This window comes from Vibrio sp. SALL6, from assembly GCF_002002385.1.
Taxonomy (GTDB): domain Bacteria; phylum Pseudomonadota; class Gammaproteobacteria; order Enterobacterales; family Vibrionaceae; genus Vibrio; species Vibrio parahaemolyticus.
The window spans coordinates 31,011-49,893 of the sequence record NZ_MQVK01000037.1 but is presented as its reverse complement, the minus strand read 5'-3'; the positions used below and the strand labels follow the sequence as shown (position 1 = coordinate 49,893).

Annotated in this window: 15 protein-coding genes and 4 tRNA genes; 16 read left to right on the top strand and 3 right to left on the bottom strand. The window is 46.4% G+C overall.

Annotation, left to right across the window (positions count from 1 at the left end; genetic code table 11):
* Positions 1-66 precede the first annotated feature (66 nt).
* From BIW15_RS21485 to BIW15_RS21470, 4 genes are all read left to right on the top strand, one after another.
* A tRNA-Gly gene (locus BIW15_RS21485) sits at positions 67-142 on the top strand.
* A gap of 35 nt (positions 143-177) precedes the next feature.
* Positions 178-254, top strand: a tRNA-Met gene (locus BIW15_RS21480).
* Between the two features lie 18 nt (positions 255-272).
* Positions 273-348 (top strand) — tRNA-Gly (locus BIW15_RS21475).
* A 56-nt stretch (positions 349-404) separates the two neighbouring features.
* Positions 405-481: transfer RNA gene (locus BIW15_RS21470), tRNA-Met, on the top strand.
* Positions 482-1,101: 620 nt separating this feature from the next.
* On the opposite strand, the gene queG is transcribed toward BIW15_RS21470, so the two are convergent.
* Positions 1,102-2,229 carry a tRNA epoxyqueuosine(34) reductase QueG gene (queG, locus tag BIW15_RS21465; protein ID WP_025555124.1) on the bottom strand — a complete coding sequence of 376 codons (1,128 nt, stop codon included), beginning with the start codon at positions 2,227-2,229 and terminating at the stop codon, positions 1,102-1,104.
* Between the two features lie 364 nt (positions 2,230-2,593).
* Here queG and tsaE point away from each other — a divergent pair, with 364 nt between their 5' ends.
* The 8 genes from tsaE (at position 2,594) to hflC (ending at position 11,744) form a co-directional block, all read left to right on the top strand.
* Positions 2,594-3,058, top strand: a complete 465-nt coding sequence (gene tsaE, locus BIW15_RS21460) for a tRNA (adenosine(37)-N6)-threonylcarbamoyltransferase complex ATPase subunit type 1 TsaE (protein ID WP_005457080.1) — start codon at positions 2,594-2,596, stop codon at positions 3,056-3,058.
* The gene (locus tag BIW15_RS21455; protein WP_077281589.1) at positions 3,052-4,767 is read left to right on the top strand and encodes an N-acetylmuramoyl-L-alanine amidase; all 1,716 of its coding nucleotides are present in this window, start codon (positions 3,052-3,054) and stop codon (positions 4,765-4,767) included. The genes tsaE and BIW15_RS21455 overlap by 7 nt, the downstream gene beginning before the upstream one ends.
* Before the next feature lie 22 nt (positions 4,768-4,789).
* Entirely contained in the window at positions 4,790-6,799 is a 2,010-nt protein-coding gene (mutL, locus tag BIW15_RS21450; RefSeq protein WP_077281588.1) for a DNA mismatch repair endonuclease MutL, read from the top strand.
* Positions 6,796-7,728 (top strand): tRNA (adenosine(37)-N6)-dimethylallyltransferase MiaA, encoded by a 933-nt coding sequence (miaA, locus tag BIW15_RS21445; RefSeq protein ID WP_020839781.1) that lies wholly within the window; start codon positions 6,796-6,798, stop codon positions 7,726-7,728. The genes mutL and miaA overlap by 4 nt, the downstream gene beginning before the upstream one ends.
* Positions 7,729-7,921: 193 nt before the next feature.
* A complete protein-coding gene (gene hfq / locus BIW15_RS21440; protein ID WP_005438329.1) occupies positions 7,922-8,185 on the top strand; it encodes an RNA chaperone Hfq in 264 nt (87 codons plus the stop codon).
* Positions 8,186-8,223: 38 nt separating this feature from the next.
* A complete protein-coding gene (gene hflX / locus BIW15_RS21435; RefSeq protein WP_043854094.1) occupies positions 8,224-9,513 on the top strand; it encodes a ribosome rescue GTPase HflX in 1,290 nt (429 codons plus the stop codon).
* 45 nt (positions 9,514-9,558) lie between these two features.
* The gene (hflK, locus tag BIW15_RS21430; RefSeq protein ID WP_005460667.1) at positions 9,559-10,761 is read left to right on the top strand and encodes an FtsH protease activity modulator HflK; all 1,203 of its coding nucleotides are present in this window, start codon (positions 9,559-9,561) and stop codon (positions 10,759-10,761) included.
* Between the two features lie 2 nt (positions 10,762-10,763).
* The gene (hflC, locus tag BIW15_RS21425) at positions 10,764-11,744 is read left to right on the top strand and encodes a protease modulator HflC (protein ID WP_005460668.1); all 981 of its coding nucleotides are present in this window, start codon (positions 10,764-10,766) and stop codon (positions 11,742-11,744) included.
* A gap of 84 nt (positions 11,745-11,828) precedes the next feature.
* Here hflC and BIW15_RS21420 read toward each other — a convergent pair whose 3' ends face one another.
* Positions 11,829-12,014, bottom strand: coding sequence for a DUF2065 domain-containing protein (locus BIW15_RS21420; RefSeq protein WP_005480030.1), 186 nt, complete (start codon positions 12,012-12,014; stop codon positions 11,829-11,831).
* Between the two features lie 173 nt (positions 12,015-12,187).
* Here BIW15_RS21420 and BIW15_RS21415 point away from each other — a divergent pair, with 173 nt between their 5' ends.
* Together BIW15_RS21415 and BIW15_RS21410 are read left to right on the top strand one after the other, a co-directional pair.
* Complete coding sequence (locus BIW15_RS21415; protein WP_005460670.1) at positions 12,188-13,504, top strand: adenylosuccinate synthase; 1,317 nt, start codon at positions 12,188-12,190, stop codon at positions 13,502-13,504.
* A 229-nt stretch (positions 13,505-13,733) separates the two neighbouring features.
* Positions 13,734-14,369, top strand: a complete 636-nt coding sequence (locus BIW15_RS21410; protein WP_005496512.1) for a tetratricopeptide repeat protein — start codon at positions 13,734-13,736, stop codon at positions 14,367-14,369.
* 82 nt (positions 14,370-14,451) lie between these two features.
* On the opposite strand, the gene hmpA is transcribed toward BIW15_RS21410, so the two are convergent.
* On the bottom strand, positions 14,452-15,636 hold the full coding sequence (gene hmpA / locus BIW15_RS21405) for an NO-inducible flavohemoprotein (RefSeq protein WP_077281587.1): 1,185 nt from the start codon (positions 15,634-15,636) through the stop codon (positions 14,452-14,454).
* A gap of 158 nt (positions 15,637-15,794) precedes the next feature.
* Between hmpA and nsrR the strand changes: the two genes are divergently transcribed.
* Together nsrR and rnr are read left to right on the top strand one after the other, a co-directional pair.
* Positions 15,795-16,220: a nitric oxide-sensing transcriptional repressor NsrR gene (gene nsrR / locus BIW15_RS21400; protein WP_031846720.1), complete on the top strand. Its 426-nt coding sequence runs from the start codon at positions 15,795-15,797 to the stop codon at positions 16,218-16,220.
* Positions 16,221-16,335: 115 nt separating this feature from the next.
* On the top strand, positions 16,336-18,843 hold the full coding sequence (rnr, locus tag BIW15_RS21395; protein ID WP_005480076.1) for a ribonuclease R: 2,508 nt from the start codon (positions 16,336-16,338) through the stop codon (positions 18,841-18,843).
* The last annotated feature ends 40 nt before the right edge of the window (positions 18,844-18,883 follow it).

Below are 18,883 nucleotides of genomic sequence, written 5' to 3'. Positions count from 1 at the left end.
CTCGTGTGTCGCTCCACTTTTCTTTAAGTGAAAAGTAAAGCCTTCATTGTGCTTAACAGTGACATTGCGACACTAGCTCAGTTGGTAGAGCGCAACCTTGCCAAGGTTGAGGTCACGAGTTCGAACCTCGTGTGTCGCTCCAAATTTATATTATTGCACTACGCGATAATACATGGACGCGGGATGGAGCAGCTTGGTAGCTCGTCGGGCTCATAACCCGAAGGTCGTCGGTTCAAATCCGGCTCCCGCAACCAATTCTTTTAAGAGAATGTGCGACACTAGCTCAGTTGGTAGAGCGCAACCTTGCCAAGGTTGAGGTCACGAGTTCGAACCTCGTGTGTCGCTCCACTTTCTCTAATGAAAAAGCAAAGTTCTCATCGTACTTAACGGTGACGTAATACGGACGCGGGGTGGAGCAGCTTGGTAGCTCGTCGGGCTCATAACCCGAAGGTCGTCGGTTCAAATCCGGCCCCCGCAACCAATTTCAGACGATAGTTACAGTTTGAGTGGTTGGTATTTTCTAGCTCTCAGATCGTCACGGATGCGCCGCCCAGTTCACTTTGGCTTTCGCTCCATTCCATCGCTCTTTTCATAATGCTGCGAAGCATGAATCCCCTAAAAGCATATCTTAATCCGCATCAAATGATGTCGGACGGTTTCGTTTGTGTTTAAAACACGATATGAATCGGCTGGCGTAATCATTTCATGATGTTCGGAGCGTTTTACCTATGTTAATTAACAGAGTTATCCACATATAACGTTCTGTGGATAAGTTGGTTGATAAAGTGTTTTTAGCTTGAGGATTTTGATGGGTAAAGAAAGATCTTTTCTTTTTTAGGAAGTCTTGGTTGCTGGTGATTTGGCCTTAACTTATTGTTATTTAAGGTTAAATGTATTATTTCATCGGATCGAATACGTTAAAATACGATCATAACCTTGTCTTTTTTTGATCCTAGTCATTTACTCAGGTTGTGTTTAACTTTTTTTTGCAACCCATTTTTAATCAAATCTAGAATTTTTTTCCACATTACAGAATTGAGAACAGGGTCATGTATTGAGCATGCAAAAAGTGTTTTCAATCTCTTGCATATAGGCTACGCACTAGGCATCTCTAGGTAAGCCTTTCTCAACAATTCTAATTAAACGCTTTTTCTTCGTCTCAATCGGTTCTGCATCTACAGAAGGGATATGGTTGAGCTGCTGGGTAAGTGCCCATTCGATGTGCTCATCCAGTAATTTACTTTCACCAAGTCGCGCATTGAGTGCGTCTATCACCCGTTGGCTGTATTCTGCATTACCAAGTGCGACAGATATATTACGTAGCCATTGTTCGTGACCGATACGACGGATAGCAGAACCTTCCATATTTTTTAAGAACGTCGCCTCGTCCCATTGGAATAATTCAACTAAGTCTGGATTGTGAAAGCTTTCCCGGCGATGGAAATCTTCTTGTTCGGTTACGTCTGCATAGCGGTTCCATGGGCAGACGAGTTGGCAGTCATCACAGCCGTAGATGCGGTTACCCATCGGTCTGCGGAATTCTTCAGGGATGACACCATCAAACTCTATCGTGAGATAAGAGATACAGCGTCTCGCATCGACAACTTTATCTTCTACAATGGCTTGAGTCGGGCATGACGTAATACACGCTCGGCATTTTTCGCATTGGTCGACACTTGGAGTATCGACTGGTAAAGGTAGGTCAATCAGCAGTTCACCAAGGAAGAACCAAGAACCACACTCTTTATCTAAGATCAGTGAGTGTTTACCTGTCCAACCCAATCCGGCCTTTTGGGCTAAAGGGCGCTCAAGTATTGGCGCAGAGTCGACAAAAGGGCGATAACCAAACTGACCCACTTCTTCTTCTATGAGCTTACCCAACTTGTTGAGCTGCTTTCTGACCAGCTTATGGTAATCACGCCCTAGCGCATAGCGGCTAATATAAGCGTGATTTTTATTCGCGAGATTTGAAGCAAATTGCGCTTCTGGCGGTAGGTAGTCCATCCGGACGCTGATAACGCGAACGGTTCCCGGTAATAACTCATTGGGTCTGGCGCGCATCATTCCGTGACGAGCCATCCAATCCATTGAGCCGTGATAGCCAGCATCTAGCCATTTTTGTAGTGCGGCTTCATGTTCACTAAGATCAACGTCGCAGATGCCTACTTTTTGAAAGCCGAGCTCTTTTCCCCAAACTTTGATTTGTTGTGCGAGTTGTTCGTAGTTCATGTTTTATCACCGAGATAAAGGGGGCGGGATCTTAACGGATCTATTCTATTGGTGCTACCGTAAAGTTGAGGTTAGTACTCGGAAATTCGTTTCTCAAAGTTCAGGCTGAATGGCCGTTGGCGCGTTTTTATCAGCAAAATCATTATGCATGTATCACGGAACCTTTTGCTATATGCGGCGTTCTTATAACTGTGAGTTAAACTCTTTTCGATCAAAGTTAATACTCGGTAAATAAGTTACAGTTTTTGGCTACTTTTTTCGCACATATGACATTTGAAAGCTTGTCTCTCAAAACCAACACGGTTTACTATTCCTGTTCTTTTGATTTTTATATAGTCAACGATCATTAGTTAGAGAAGCATCAATGAGCACGAAACAATTTACTTTAAAAGATGAGCAAGAAACGGTAGCACTGGGCACCGAGCTGGCTCAACTTTGTTCTCAACAAACCACTATTTATCTGCATGGTGATTTAGGTGCAGGTAAAACAACCTTCAGTCGTGGTTTTGTCCGTGCTCTTGGGCATCAAGGAAACGTGAAAAGTCCGACTTATACGCTTGTCGAACCTTACCAATTAGATAAGTGGCAGGTTTACCACTTTGATCTTTACCGATTGGCAGATCCTGAAGAATTGGAATTCATGGGGATCCGAGATTACTTCACAGATGATGCGATCTGCTTGGTTGAATGGCCTGAAAAAGGGCAAGGATTGCTGCCACAACCAGATTTAGATGTAGAAATTCGTTATCAAGGTGAGCAACGCGTCGCTGAGATAACGGCGAACAATGATTACGGTGTGCAGTTACTCAGTCGATTGGAGCTATGTTGAGTCTTTCAAATTTTAGAGCAGTGGCGACGTTTGTCGCCACTTTTCTCCTTATCATCCCCAATTTAGCATTTGCTAACGTCGTTAAAAGTTTCCGAGTGTGGCCTTCCCCAGATGAGACTCGTGTTGTCATCGATTTAGGCTCGGAAGCGGACTATTCCTATTTTTCTCTATCAGGGCCGGACCGTCTTGTGGTGGATATGAAAGACACCACCATGCAAGCTAAATTGCCAGTGACCGTTTCTGATAGCCCAGTGCTTAAATTGGTGCGTAAAAGCTCGCCTCCAGAGAAAGGCACCTATCGCCTTGTTTTTGAATTAAAGAAAAACGTTCAGGCAGAGTTATTCAAACTCAGTCCAACGCCGGGCGGCCAATATGGGCATCGTTTGGTGATTGACCTGCCACACGGTAAGAAAACCGCGACAACAGCAGCGAAACCAAGCAAACCGGCGACAACCAGCAAAGACATGAGTACCGTACAGCGTGCTCAAGAAGTATTGATCGTGATCGATCCTGGTCATGGTGGTGAAGACCCTGGCTCAATTGGTCCATCTCGTCGCAAGTATGAAAAAGACGCGGTACTGAGCATTTCTCGTAAGCTTGCAGCGCAACTTGATGCGACGCCGGGAATCAAAACGCGCATGACGCGTACCGGTGACTACTTTGTTAACTTAAACCGCCGTGTTGCATTTGCCCGCGAAAATGACGCGCACCTGTTAATCTCAGTTCACGCGGATGCGTTCACATCACCACAACCTCGTGGGGGATCGGTATTCGTATTGAATACGCGTCGCGCAAACACTGAGATTGCTCGTTGGGTTGAGAACCACGAGAAACAGTCCGAGTTGCTCGGTGGTTCTGGCAATGCATTTGTCACGAACACGAAAGACCGCAACGTGAACCAAACTTTGCTCGATCTCCAGTTCAGCCATTCGCAAAAAGAAGGCTACAAGTTGGCGACCGAAATTTTGGGTGAAATGGGACGCGTCGCGCATCTACACAACACCAAACCAATCAACACCAGCTTGGCAGTATTGCGTTCGCCACAAATTCCATCGGTCCTTGTAGAGACTGGATTTATCTCTAACCCAACAGAAGAGAAACTGCTGTTCCAACGCGCGCACCAAGATAAGTTAGCGCAGGCTATCTCTAAAGCGGTGGTTAAATATCTAAAAGATAACCCACCTGAAGGCACGGTGTTCTCACCTTCCTCTAAACCAATGGTGCACATTGTTAAGCGTGGTGAATCGCTGTCTGTGATTGCGAATAAATACGCTACTAACTCGAAAGCGTTGATGGCTGAGAACAAGTTGAAATCGACCAGCTTAGCGGTTGGACAAAAACTGCGTATTCCGTCAGCTGGCAAGATCCAAGTGCCAAGCAAGCCTATTACAGTAGAGACTGAAACGATTACTCATACCGTTAAATCGGGTGAGTTCTTGGGTAAGATCGCAAGTCACTATAAAGTGAAGCTGTCGGATATTCGTCGTGAGAACAACTTAAAATCCGATACCTTATGGGTTGGTCAAAAACTTAAGATCACCGTAGCAGTGAAAGATAAACCGATTCGCAAGCACAAAGTCGCGCGAGGGGAATACCTTGGTAAGATTGCGTCCAAATATGGCGTGAGTGTTGCGAGTATTCGCCAAGCAAACAACTTGCGCTCGGACGAGCTTGCTGTTGGGCAAGTCCTGATCATTCCAAACAAATAAGTAAGTGAGCTTCTAACTCATTATGACGATAAAAATTTTGCCAGCTAGGCTCGCCAACCAAATTGCGGCAGGGGAAGTGGTCGAAAGACCTGCCTCTGTCATCAAAGAGTTGGTGGAAAATAGCCTCGACTCTGGCGCAACCCGAATCGATATCGATATCGAAAAAGGCGGTGCCAAGCTTATTCGTGTTCGTGACAACGGAAAAGGGATTGCGAAAGATGAGCTCGGGCTGGCACTCAGTCGTCATGCAACGTCTAAAATCCATACCTTAGATGATTTAGAAGCGATCATGAGCTTGGGCTTTCGTGGAGAGGCATTGGCGAGTATCAGTTCCGTTTCTCGTCTTACATTAACCTCTCGCCCTGCTGCACAAGAAGAAGCATGGAGTGCATATTCGGAAGGGCGTGATATGCAGGTCAAATTGCAGCCTGCTGCCCATCCCATTGGTACCACGGTTGAAGTGCTGGATTTGTTTTTCAATACTCCTGCACGCCGTAAGTTTCTGCGTACCGAAAAAACGGAATTTGCTCACATTGACGAGCTGTTAAAACGCATTGCACTGAGCCGCTTTGATGTCTCGATCAACGTGCGCCATAACGGCAAAGTTATCCGCCAGTACCGTGCGGCTAAGAATCAACTGCAAACCGAAAAGCGTATAGCGGCGGTGTGTGGTAATGCATTTGTGCGTAACATGCTTCGTATTGAGCTTGAGCATCAAGGCCTCAAGTTGCATGGTTGGATCACCACTCCGGATGGGGCTCGTCAGCAAAGCGATTTGCAGTATTGTTACGTGAATGGCCGCATGATGCGGGACAAACTGATCAATCATGCGATCCGTCAAAGTTACGAAATGAGCTTAAAGCCGGATCAATTTGCCGCTTATGTGTTGTTCATCGAGCTAGATCCGCATCAGGTGGACGTGAACGTTCATCCGGCGAAGCATGAAGTGCGTTTCCATCAAGCAAGATTGGTACATGACTTTATCTATCAAGCTTTGGCTGATGCACTGGCACAAAGCTCTGTGATTGATAAGCCGCAAGTCAATGAGTCCGCGTTCCATCGAGCAGAGCCTGAAGAGCGAGAAAGCCAACCGAAAACGACGCCTCAATACTCGCCACAACCAGTGAGCACCACTGTCCCGGAGCGTGTGTATCAAGCGATTGATAAAACGCCAACGTACCCTGGACGTACTGATTATGAGGTTGAGCCACGCGATCGTGCGCCGAGTGATTCATCTGTGCGTGAAGCACGCATTGCAGACTCCTTTAAGCGAATGGATTGGATTGAATCCAAACCTGCGCCTAAACCAAATGTAGGTAAAGAGCGTCATGCTGAACCTGCACCAAGCAAGCGAGAAGTCCACGCTTACCATGAACTGCTAAAAACACCCGACTTCGAATCTCAACAAGCTGAGCAACTGACATCGACAGGGGCCGTTCGAGAAGTGAGTTTGCCTCAAGTTACAGCGTTGGGGAAAGCGTTGGCCGCTGTGGATGAACAATTTGTTCTGATGAGCAGCGACAGTGGCGTAGCATTAGTTTCATTACCTCGAGCTGAGTTCTATCGCACCAAAGGTCAGTTGACGCCAAGTGAAGGAGCGTTAAAAGCGCAGCCTTTATTAGTACCGTTGTCGATGAAGTTGGACACTGACTTAGTGAAGTTGGCACAAGATTATCAACAAGACTTTGCTCAGTTGGGTATCCAATTAAAAGCCAGAAATGATAAAGCGCTAATGGTCATGGGCGTGCCAGCACCATTACGCCAACAAAACTTACAAAATTTAGTGCCAGATCTGTTATCTTACGCGCAAACGTGGATGAAGGGAGAAAAGGCGTCAACTCAGATGCTTCCTGCGCTGATCGATTGGCTTGCTGTGCAGGTCACAACGGTCAAGAGTCACTATACTCTCTCTGAAGCCATTCAAATTATTGCGGAACTTGAACAGTTAAGGCATGGTCAATTGCCACTAGACGATAAAACATTCGTATCTGCTGTTGATTTCTCTGCCACGATAGCCAAATTAAAACCATGACAGACAAACTACCTTTGGCTCTTTTCTTGATGGGGCCAACTGCATCAGGTAAAACCGAGCTAGCGATTCGCTTGCGTCAAAAGTTTCCGGTTGAGATCATCAGTGTGGATTCTGCATTGATCTACAAAGGAATGGATATCGGTACGGCAAAACCTGACGAAAGAGAGTTGAGCTTAGCGCCGCACCGCTTAATTGATATCCTAGATCCTAGCGAATCTTATTCGGCGGCGGACTTTCGCCGCGATGCTTTGCAAGCGATGGATGATATTGTTGCAGAAGGAAAAATTCCGCTCCTAGTGGGTGGTACAATGCTGTATTACAAGGCATTACTTGAAGGCTTATCACCTCTTCCTGCTGCAAATCCTGAAATTCGTCAGCAAATTGAACAAGAAGCATTGACTAAAGGTTGGTCAGTGTTGCACGATGAACTGAAAAAAATTGATCCTGTATCAGCTGCGAGAATACATCCAAATGATCCCCAGCGTTTATCTAGGGCGTTGGAAGTGTATCGTATTTCAGGTAAAACTCTTACTGAGTTGACTCAAACTAAAGGTGAAAGCCTGCCGTACCGAGTTAAACAGTTTGCAATAGCTCCCAAGGATAGGGCAGAACTTCACCGTCGCATTGAACTGCGTTTCGATAAAATGATGGAAGCGGGTTTTGAAGATGAAATGAAAGCGTTGTATGCGCGCAAAGATCTTCATCCGGATCTTCCTTCTATTCGTTGCGTTGGTTACCGACAGATGTGGGAGTATTTAGATGGGGAGTGCACACGTGATGAAGCAGTATTTCGTGGCGTATGTGCGACTCGTCAATTGGCCAAGCGTCAAATCACCTGGTTACGCAGCTGGGATGACTTAACTTGGTTGGATAGCGATAACATTGAGCAGGCACTCGAAACCATGTCAGAAGCAATAGCATCTGATTGAGATAGCTGTGTATAATGTGATCGTTTTTGCGTGAACGCACTCTCAAAGGATCTGTTGTTGGCAGTTTTTATACTATGCTGCTAATTACTTAGAGTGCATTTTTGATTCGTTTAGCTCAGATGCAAAAGCAGTACTTTTTGCATTGCACCACTAGCTAAATAATTACAACTACAAATTAAATAAGGAAAATAAAATGGCTAAGGGGCAATCTCTACAAGACCCATTTCTAAACGCGCTACGTCGTGAGCGTATTCCAGTGTCTATCTACCTTGTGAACGGTATCAAACTACAAGGTCAGATCGAATCATTCGATCAATTCGTGATCCTGCTGAAAAATACTGTAAACCAAATGGTGTACAAGCACGCGATTTCTACAGTTGTGCCGGCTCGTCCAGTGAGCCACCACAGCGGTGATCGTCCTCAAGGCGACCGTCCACAAGAGAAATCAGAAGATTAATTCTTCATCGAGTATTTTTAAAATAAGGAGTTGATTGCTTGTTTGACCGTTATGAATCCGGTGAGCGAGCCGTACTTGTTCATATCAACTTCACGCAAGAAGGTGAATGGGAAGATCTGGCTGAGTTCGAGATGCTGGTTTCTTCCGCTGGGGTTGAGACGCTGCAAGTTGTAACTGGTAGTCGTCAATCCCCACACCCGAAATACTATGTCGGAGAGGGTAAGGCCCAAGAAATTGCTACTACGGTACAGTTGACTGGTGCTGAAATTGTGATTTTTAATCACTCCCTCTCTCCTGCCCAAGAACGTAACCTCGAAGCACTGTGCAAATGTCGAGTTCTCGACCGCACTGGTCTCATCCTCGATATCTTTGCTCAACGAGCACGAACACACGAAGGTAAGCTACAGGTCGAGCTGGCCCAACTTCGACACATTTCTACTCGTTTAATTCGTGGTTGGACGCACCTTGAAAGGCAGAAAGGGGGGATCGGTTTACGTGGCCCGGGTGAAACCCAGCTGGAAACCGACCGTCGTTTATTGCGTGAACGAATCAAAGCCATCCTGCGCCGCCTAGAAAAGGTAGCCAAGCAGCGTGAACAAGGACGCCGTGCCCGAAATCGAGCTGAAATCCCAACAATTTCTCTCGTGGGTTACACCAACGCGGGTAAGTCGACACTCTTCAACCGAATAACCGAAGCTGGCGTGTATGCCGCTGACCAATTGTTTGCTACTTTGGATCCTACACTACGTAAGATGGAATTAGCGGATGTTGGCCCAGCCATACTGGCAGATACGGTTGGTTTTATTCGACATTTGCCTCACGACTTGGTTGCTGCCTTCAAAGCGACCTTGCAGGAAACGCAAGAAGCTGACATTTTGTTACATGTTGTTGATGCCAGTGATGAGCGTTTTCGTGAGAATATTCAAGCTGTTCATGAAGTATTAGAAGAGATCGACGCGCACGAAGTGCCGACGCTTGTCGTCATGAACAAAATCGACAATCTAGAGTCGCAGACACCACGTATAGAGCGTGATGAGGAAGGGGGTCCTCGTGCGGTCTGGGTATCTGCAATGGAAGGATTGGGCATTGAGCTCCTGTTTGATGCGCTGACGGAACGTCTGGCGTCGCAAATGGTCGAGCATCAGTTGCGAATTCCTCCACAGTATCAAGGAAGATTCCGTAGTACATTCTTCCAAATGAAGTGTATTCAACGTGAGGAATACGACCAGGATGGTAACTTGTTGATCGATATTCGAATGCAGCAAGTAGATTGGTCTAGACTTGAAAAAAGAGAAGGGGCAGTTTTGACTGACTTTATAGTCACTTAAAGGACTGCTACAGTATAACGTCATATCAAATGATGGAGCTTTCTAATGGCGTGGAATGAGCCTGGAAATAACAACGGCAACAATGGCCGCGATAATGACCCTTGGGGTAATAATAATCGTGGTGGCCAGCGTCCTGGTGGCCGAGATCAAGGTCCGCCAGATTTAGATGAAGTGTTCAACAAACTGAGTCAAAAGCTGGGTGGCAAGTTTGGTAAAAAAGGCGGCGGTGGTTCCTCTATCGGCGGTGGCGGTGGTGCAATTGGCTTTGGTGTCATTGCGATCATTGCAATTGCGGTGTGGATTTTCGCTGGTTTTTACACCATCGGTGAAGCAGAGCGTGGTGTTGTACTGCGTTTAGGTAAATACGATCGTATCGTAGACCCAGGCCTTAACTGGCGTCCTCGTTTTATTGATGAATACGAAGCGGTTAACGTACAAGCGATTCGCTCACTACGTGCATCTGGTCTAATGCTGACGAAAGATGAAAACGTAGTAACGGTTGCAATGGACGTTCAATACCGAGTTGCTGACCCATACAAATACCTATACCGCGTGACCAATGCAGATGATAGCTTGCGTCAAGCAACAGACTCTGCGCTACGTGCGGTAATTGGTGATTCACTGATGGATAGCATTCTAACCAGTGGTCGTCAGCAAATTCGTCAAAGCACTCAAGAAACACTAAACCAAATCATCGATAGCTATGATATGGGTCTGGTGATTGTTGACGTGAACTTCCAGTCTGCACGTCCGCCAGAGCAAGTAAAAGATGCTTTTGATGACGCGATTGCTGCGCGTGAGGATGAAGAGCGTTTCATCCGTGAAGCTGAAGCTTACAAAAACGAAATCTTGCCGAAGGCAACGGGTCGTGCTGAACGTTTGAAGAAAGAAGCTCAAGGTTACAACGAGCGTGTAACTAATGAAGCATTGGGTCAAGTAGCACAGTTTGAAAAACTACTACCTGAATACCAAGCGGCTCCTGGCGTAACACGTGACCGTTTGTACATTGACGCGATGGAAGAGGTTTACACCAACACATCTAAAGTGTTGATCGACTCTGAATCAAGCGGCAACCTTTTGTACCTACCAATCGATAAATTGGCAGGTCAAGAAGGTCAAACAGACACTAAACGTAAATCGAAATCTTCTTCAACCTACGATCACATTCAACTAGAGTCTGAGCGTACACAAGAAGAAACATCGAACACGCAGTCTCGTTCAACAGGTACACGTCAAGGGAGATACTAAGAATGCGTAAGTTAATGATCCCTGTACTGGTAATCGCACTAGCATTGATGCTGATGTCTCTGTTTGTGATTCCTGAAGGTGAGCGCGGTATTGTGGTTCGATTTGGTCGTGTTCTTAAAGACAATAACGACATCACTCGAATTTATGAGCCGGGTCTGCATTTCAAAATGCCACTGTTTGATCGCGTGAAGCAGTTAGATGCGCGTATTCAAACGATGGATGGACGTGCTGACCGTTTCGTAACGTCAGAGAAAAAAGACGTTATCATCGATTCGTACGTGAAATGGCGTATTGAAGACTTCGGCCGTTACTACCTAGCAACAGGCGGTGGTAACTCTCTGACAGCTGAAGCACTTCTTGAGCGTAAAGTCACAGACGTACTTCGTTCTGAAATCGGTGCTCGTGAAATCAAGCAAATCGTTTCTGGTCCACGTAATGATGACGTGCTACCAGAAGACGCAAGCAGTGATGAAGTGAACACAGAAGCGGCACGTGAAGCGTTAGAAATTGATGGTGAACGTGACCTAATCATGTCGGATGTACTGCGAGATACTCGTGAAAGTGCAATGAAAGACTTGGGTGTTCGTGTTGTCGATTTCCGTATGAAGAAAATCAACCTTCCTGATGAAATCAGTGAGTCGATTTACCGTCGTATGCGCGCTGAGCGTGAGTCGGTAGCTCGTAAGCACCGTTCTCAAGGTCGTGAGAAAGCAGAAATCATTCGTGCACAAGCGGAACTTGAAGTAGCAACCATTCTTGCAGAAGCGGATAAAACCGCTCGTGTTACACGCGGTGAAGCGGATGCAGAAGCAGCGAAGATCTATGCGAATGCATACAACAAAGATCCTGAGTTCTTCAGCTTCCTACGTTCTCTAAGAGCATACGAAAAATCATTCAGCTCTAAGAACGACATTCTTGTTCTGGATCCGAAGAGTGACTTCTTCCAGTACATGAATAACGCGAAAGGTGCGAAAGCTGAATAAGCGAACCATCTGAAATCTAAAAAGGCTCCGTAAGGAGCCTTTTTTGTATCGGTTGTACCGTTGGTTTTGGTATGCCACCAAACATTAGCTCATCATAAATGCGATGACGGCTCCCGCCACCACAAGGCAGCCACCAATGCGCCGTAGCTGGTTGTCCGGTTGTTCACTTAGCTGTGCCACCATGTTTCGCCAGCCGTTTGGCGCGATCAAAGGGCCTATGCCTTCGACAATTAAAACAAGTCCAATCGCTAGCCAAATAGAGTCAGACATAAAGATTTCCAGTCGAATTTAGAAAAGTAAATATTATCAGTGATGTATTGATTTCGAAATGTACAGCGTTGATGAGATTACATTCTGGTATCAACTCTGTGAACAAAAAATGACTGCAAGAATTGCGATTCGGTGCTAGAATCCATTTTTAACTAGCAATCAGACTTGGAAAGATGGGAAATAACGTAGTCGTTCTAGGCACCCAATGGGGTGACGAAGGTAAAGGTAAAATTGTAGACCTTTTAACTGAAGATGCAAAATACGTGGTGCGCTACCAAGGCGGTCACAACGCAGGTCACACTCTTGTAATTGACGGTGAAAAAACCGTTCTTCACTTAATTCCATCAGGTATCCTTCGCGATAACGTAAAATGTGTTATCGGTAACGGTGTTGTACTATCACCTGAAGCTCTACTTAAAGAAATGAAACCTCTTGAAGAGCGTGGTATTCCAGTACGCGAACGTCTTTTCATTTCTGAAGCATGTCCTCTAATTCTTCCTTACCACGTTGCAATGGACCAAGCTCGCGAAATCGCTCGCGGTAAAAAAGCTATCGGTACAACTGGCCGTGGTATCGGTCCTGCATACGAAGATAAAGTTGCTCGTCGCGGTCTACGCGTTGGCGACCTATTCGATATGGAAGCTTTCGCAGAGAAACTTAAAGAAGTTATGGAATACCACAACTTCCAACTAGTTAATTTCTACAAAGCTGAGCCAGTAAGCTACGAAGCTGTGCTTGAAGAAGCAAAAGGCTACGCAGAGCTACTAACTTCAATGGTTATCGACGTAACTGACGAACTAGACGCAGCACGCAAGCGCGGCGACAAGATCATGTTCGAAGGTGCGCAAGGTACACTACTTGATATCGACCACGGTACTTACCCATACGTAACTTCTTCTAACACGACTGCTGGTGGTGTTGCTGCAGGTTCTGGTTTCGGTCCTCGTCACATCGGTTACATTCTAGGTATTGCGAAAGCATACTGTACTCGTGTTGGTGCTGGTCCATTCCCAACAGAATTGTACGATGGTCTAGAGAAGCAAGACCCAGTAGGTAAGCACCTAGGTACTGTAGGTCACGAGTTCGGCGCAACCACTGGTCGTCTACGTCGTACTGGTTGGTTCGATGCTGTAGCTATGCGTCGTGCAATCCAAATCAACTCTGTATCTGGTTTCTGCCTAACTAAGCTAGACGTACTAGATGGCCTAGAAGAGCTAAAAATCTGTACTGGCTACAAGATGGAAGATGGCTCTGTACTAGAAGTTTCGCCAATGGCTGCTGAAGCATTCGAAAAAGCGACGCCAATCTACGAAACAATGCCAGGTTGGTCTGAGAACACATTTGGTGCTAAGTCACTAGATGCTCTACCACAAGCAGCTCTAAACTACATCAAACGTATCGAAGAGCTAACGGGCGTACCAGTAGATATCATCTCAACTGGTCCAGACCGTAACGAAACTATCATTAAGGTTCACCCATTCGAAGCTTAATAAGTACTCGTTAGAGATTTTAAAAGCCGACCTCAAGGTCGGCTTTTTTGTATCTGAGATAAAAATACCCACAGAGATAAACAATCTGCATATGGCAAGTTATTGCCGTTAAGCTTAAGGAAGAGGCAAAAATTGTCTAAAGCTTAGCTTCTGATTGCCGATAAGTTTATCAAGCAGAGGAGATCCTTGGCTGATCTTTGGTTTCTCAGATACCTTGAAGAGTACGTTTATGAAGTTACGAACAGTGGCTGCTTCACTGTTACTGATGCTGTCTGCCACAACAGTGCGAGCGAGTGCTGCTGACGTTGGCGCGCCAGTCCCCATCTACACCGAAGCAGAACTGATAAAGCTTATTGAGCAGAATAAGCATTTACAACGCGTGCGCGCTGATAACTGCCAGCTGGTGGAAGATATCGTAGCTCGTGCGACTCGAATTAACTTGCCTGCTTACGAGTTCCTATATGGCGACATGTTGGCGTGGGGCGTATGTGTCGAGCAAGATGTCGAGCTGGGGCTCTACTACATGGAAAATGCCGCACAGCAAGGCTTACCTGCGGCATTAGAGCAGATTGGGCGTTACTATTCGCGCGGTACTTTGGTGCAACAAGACAAAGAGCGTGCGATTCCGTATTTGCGTGAAGCCGCTTCTATGGGTAATTTAAACGCGCGTATTCATCTGGCTGAATTGCTGCTACGCGATTACGGTAGTCCGTTGGACTATGAAGATGCTTACCGCTGGTTGTACAACTCGGTGACCGCCGATCAGCGTCAACACAAACGCATTGCCGTATTAAGGCGTGGGCTAGAACAGCGTATGCCACAAAACATCATTGCACGCGCAAAAAGGCGTGACATGTTCTGGTAGATCTCCAGAACATTCTCGGTAACTTCATACAACAAAGCCCACACTTCGTGGGCTTTGTTGTTTTCCCGATAGGTGAACGCGCTTAAACCACCTTATGTGGGCCAAAGCACTCGTAATGGAATTGTTCTTGAGGGACGCCAAGTTCTTGTAGCTGTTTCGCGACGTGCTGCATAAAGCCCACCGGACCACAGAAGTACACTTGTACGTTGTCTTGTTTGAGTGCGGCTTCGATTTCATGCAGGTTTACAAAGCCGGTAAAGTGGAAGTCTTCACCTATCTTGTCTTCTGCCGCTGGTTGGTTATACCAAATGAGCGCGTTCATGTTTTCTTTCGCCGTGACTAGCTGGTTTACGTGCTCTTTAAAGGCGTGGTGTTTGCTGTTTTCTGTTGCATGTACCCAAGTCACTGGCGCGTGATGTTCCGTCAAGCTTTCTAGCATTGACAGTGTTGGCGTAAGGCCGACACCTGCAGAAATCAGCACCACTGGTGTATTGGTGTCTACATCCATAAAGAAATCACCTGCCGGAGCGACCAGTTTTACTGTATCACCTATGCTCAGCTTATCATGCAGGTAGTTGGATACTTTACCGCCTTGTTCACGTTTTACGGAGATGCGGTAAGTGTTCTCTTGAACCGAAGAAGATAGGCTGTATTGACGGATCTCTTGGTTTTCAAACTTATCGCTGTTGATGTAGATGCCGAGGTACTGCCCAGGCTTGTACTTCGTCACTTTACTGCCATCCGTCGGTTTGAAAACAAAACTGCAAATGTGTTCACTTTCCAATTGTTTACCGACCAACTCAAACTCACGTAGCCCTCGCCAACCACCTTCTTGCGATGCATTCGCTTGATAGATTTGCTCTTCGCGCTGGATAAATACATTAGCCAATACGCCATAAGCTTCAGCCCACGCATCTAAAACTTCTTGGCCCGGATTGAATAACTCATCAATCGTAGCGATCAAATGTTTACCTACGATTTGATACTGATCTTTCGTGATCAAAAAGCTGGTGTGTTTATGCGCAATTTTCTCCACTGCGCCAAGTAGAGCAGGCAAGTTTTCAATGTTAGCAGCGTATGCACAGATGGCATTGAATAGCGCTTCACGCTGATCGCCATTACGCTGGTTGCTCATGTTGAAAATGTCTTTTAACTCAGGGTTGTGAGTAAACATGCGGTCATAGAAGTGAGCGGTCAGTTTTGGTCCTGTTTCTGCGATTAGTGGCGCGGTCGCTTTCACGATCTCAATGGTTTGATTGCTGAGCATAAGAACTTCCTATTTTTAAGTTGTATTTGTAATGCATGTTTAAAGTTGTATCTCAAATGTATCTTTCGATCAAGAAAAGATTTACACTTTTGTCGATAGCGTAAGTTAGTTGTTTCGTCACTGACATTGAGCTATTAAGTCGCACTCTGGGAGAGAACATGCAGTTAACGAGCTTTACTGATTATGCGCTGAGAACCTTGATTTACTTAGCATCATTGCCAAAAAATGAGCTGACCAATATCACCGAAGTGACGGATTTGTTTGGTGTGTCTCGTAATCATATGGTCAAAGTAATCAACCGTTTAGGGCAGCTAGGCTACGTGCATACCGTGCGCGGTAAAAACGGTGGTATTCGCTTGATGAAGCCAGCGTCTGAGATCACCGTTGGTGGTGTCGTGCGAGATTTGGAGCCGTTAGATTTGGTCAATTGTGGGGTGGAGTTTTGCCACATTACTCCTGCATGCCGCCTCAAAGATAAGCTTGCCAAAGCAAAAAGTGCCTTCCTCGCCGAGTTGGATGAGTGCACCATTGAATCCTTACTGAGCGATAACTCTGAGCTTTTGATCCTGCTTGCTCGCCCTTAGTTTATTTGCAGTTCCAGAGTCGATCTCGATCATTCTTTTTTCAAAGCAATTCTGTAGGTTATCGAGAGACTCAGATATACTAGCTCTATACCTTCCTTGCTAGATAGGCGTGCCTATGTCAGACAATATTCCAAACGATCCATTCGCAGATCGTGAATCCCAAAATTACGAAAATCCAATTCCAAGCCGAGAGTTCATCCTCGAGTTCCTTGAGCAAGCGGGCGTACCAATGAATCGCAATGACTTGTTCGAAGCTTTAAAGTTAGCGGGCGAAGAGCAATACGAAGGGTTGCGCCGCCGTTTACGTGCCATGGAACGAGATGGTCAACTGGTGTTTACCCGCCGTCAGTGCTACGCATTGCCTGAAAAACTTGAAATGGTGAAAGGTTACGTGATTGGCCACAAAGATGGTCACGGTTGGGTACGTCCAGAAGGCAGCGTCGGCAAGGACGATGATATTTTGCTGCCACATCACCAAATGAAGAACATCATTCATGGTGATTTCGTGCTGGTGCAACCAACAGACAACAGCAAGCGTGGTCGTCGTGAAGGTCGCTTAGTTCGCGTACTTGAAGAGCGCAATAGCCAGATTGTTGGCCGCTTCTTCCTTGAGTACGGCTACTCATATGTTGTGCCGGATGATTCGCGCATCAGCCAAGATATTCTGATCCCGAACGAGCACAAAGCTGGCGCTCGTATGGGTAACGTCGTGGTGATTGAAATTACCGATCGTGGTTCTCGCTCGCGTGGCATGATGGGTAAAGTGGTTGAAGTTCTTGGCGAAAATATGGCGCCAGGTATGGAAACACAAATCGCAATTCGCACCCATCAAATCCCTTATGAGTGGCCAGAAGCGGTCGAAAAACAAATCGTAAACTTGGGCGAAGAAGTCCCTGAAGAAGCGAAAGTTGGTCGTGTTGACTTGCGTGAATTGCCGCTCGTTACCATTGATGGTGAAGATGCGCGAGACTTCGATGACGCCGTTTTCTGTGAGAAGAAAAAAGATGGTGGTTGGCGTCTTTGGGTCGCAATCGCAGACGTAAGCTACTACGTGCGCCCAGATTCAGCGTTAGACAAAGAAGCCATCAACCGTGGTAACTCTGTGTACTTCCCATCGCAAGTTGTCCCAATGTTGCCTGAAGTGCTTTCAAACGGTTTGTGTTCGCTTAACCCGCAAGTGGATCGCTTGTGTATGGTGTGTGAGATGACCATTTCTGAAAGCGGTAAGCTCTCAAGCTACAAGCACTACGAAGCGGTAATGAATTCCCACGCTCGTCTCACATACAGCAAAGTGAGCGCGATTCTTGAAGGTGATGAAGAACTGCGTGAACGCTACCAGCCACTCGTGTCGCATCTTGAAGAGTTGCACGCGATGTACAAAGTGTTGAAAGAAGCGCGTGATCAACGTGGTGCGATTGAGTTTGAGACCGTCGAAACCAAATTCATTTTTAATGCTGAGCGCAAGATTGAAAGCATTGAGCCAGTGATTCGTAATGATGCGCATAAGATCATCGAAGAATGTATGATCTTAGCTAACATTGCCTCGGCATCATTGGTAGAAAAAGCCAAAGAGCCTGCACTGTATCGTATTCACGAATCTCCGGGTGAGCTGCGCTTGCAAGGCTTCCGCGATTTCCTTAGTGAGCTAGGTTTAGAGTTGAAAGGTGGTTTAGAGCCTTCTCCAACAGACTACGCCGATCTCGCGCGTCAAATTGCAGGTCGTCAAGACCAAGAGCTTATCCAAACTATGCTGCTGCGCTCCATGAAGCAAGCGGTGTACAACGCGGACAACGCAGGCCACTTCGGTTTGGCGCTTAAGCGTTACGCGCACTTTACGTCACCAATTCGTCGTTACCCAGACTTGTTGCTGCACCGTGCTATCAAGTATTTGATCGCTAAAGAAGAAGGCCGCAACCAAGACCGTTGGACGCCAACGGGTGGTTACCATTACTCATTCGATGACATGGACTTCTACGGCGAACAATGTTCAATGACAGAGCGCCGCGCTGATGATGCAACGCGTGAAGTTGCGGATTGGTTGAAGTGTGAATACATGCAAGATCACGTCGGCGATGAGCTGGAAGGTGTGATTGCTAACGTCACCAGTTTTGGCTTCTTCGTGCGTTTGACCGATCTGCATATCGATGGTTTGGTGCACATTTCAACGCTTGCGAACGACTACTACCAGTTTGACCCTATTGGTCAAAGACTTATCGGTGAAAGCTTCGGTAACATCTACCGTCTGGGTGATGCGGTCAAAGTAAAAGTGCTGGCTGTTAACCTAGATGACAAGCAAATTGACTTTGAATTGGTCGAAACAAGTCGTAAGCTACGCGGCGAAGGTAAGACAGCTAAGAAACGAGCTGCGGAAGCGAAACGCAAAGCCAAAGAGAAAAAACGTGCGGCGACACGTTCTTCATCAAAAGAAAGTGCTACAGCGCGCGCTGTTCCTGCTATTGAGCCAACTAAGCGCCCAGAACAAACGGATTCTGGCCGTAAACGCAAAGGGCCAAAACGTGGGGATGACGACAGCGCAAAGAAGCCAAAGGTGAAGAAAGCCCACAAGAAAAAGCCACACAGTAAGCCAAAGAAAACCAAGCGCACTAAGCAAGACGCGCAGTAGGCTGAAGCGCCAATCTGTTACCGCAGATTGGCGGTGAGCG

Excerpts from the sequence above, each read along its gene's own strand:
- BIW15_RS21410 (WP_005496512.1), top strand. The coding sequence starts at position 13,734 with ATGAAGTTACGAACAGTGGCTGCTTCACTGTTACTGATGCTGTCTGCC.
- hflK (WP_005460667.1), top strand. The coding sequence starts at position 9,559 with ATGGCGTGGAATGAGCCTGGAAATAACAACGGCAACAATGGCCGCGAT.
- tsaE (WP_005457080.1), top strand. The coding sequence starts at position 2,594 with ATGAGCACGAAACAATTTACTTTAAAAGATGAGCAAGAAACGGTAGCA.
- BIW15_RS21415 (WP_005460670.1), top strand. The coding sequence starts at position 12,188 with ATGGGAAATAACGTAGTCGTTCTAGGCACCCAATGGGGTGACGAAGGT.
- hmpA (WP_077281587.1), bottom strand. The coding sequence starts at position 15,636 with ATGCTCAGCAATCAAACCATTGAGATCGTGAAAGCGACCGCGCCACTA.
- BIW15_RS21455 (WP_077281589.1), top strand. The coding sequence starts at position 3,052 with ATGTTGAGTCTTTCAAATTTTAGAGCAGTGGCGACGTTTGTCGCCACT.
- hflC (WP_005460668.1), top strand. The coding sequence starts at position 10,764 with ATGCGTAAGTTAATGATCCCTGTACTGGTAATCGCACTAGCATTGATG.
- hfq (WP_005438329.1), top strand. The coding sequence starts at position 7,922 with ATGGCTAAGGGGCAATCTCTACAAGACCCATTTCTAAACGCGCTACGT.
- mutL (WP_077281588.1), top strand. The coding sequence starts at position 4,790 with ATGACGATAAAAATTTTGCCAGCTAGGCTCGCCAACCAAATTGCGGCA.
- queG (WP_025555124.1), bottom strand. The coding sequence starts at position 2,229 with ATGAACTACGAACAACTCGCACAACAAATCAAAGTTTGGGGAAAAGAG.
- nsrR (WP_031846720.1), top strand. The coding sequence starts at position 15,795 with ATGCAGTTAACGAGCTTTACTGATTATGCGCTGAGAACCTTGATTTAC.
- BIW15_RS21420 (WP_005480030.1), bottom strand. The coding sequence starts at position 12,014 with ATGTCTGACTCTATTTGGCTAGCGATTGGACTTGTTTTAATTGTCGAA.
- miaA (WP_020839781.1), top strand. The coding sequence starts at position 6,796 with ATGACAGACAAACTACCTTTGGCTCTTTTCTTGATGGGGCCAACTGCA.
- rnr (WP_005480076.1), top strand. The coding sequence starts at position 16,336 with ATGTCAGACAATATTCCAAACGATCCATTCGCAGATCGTGAATCCCAA.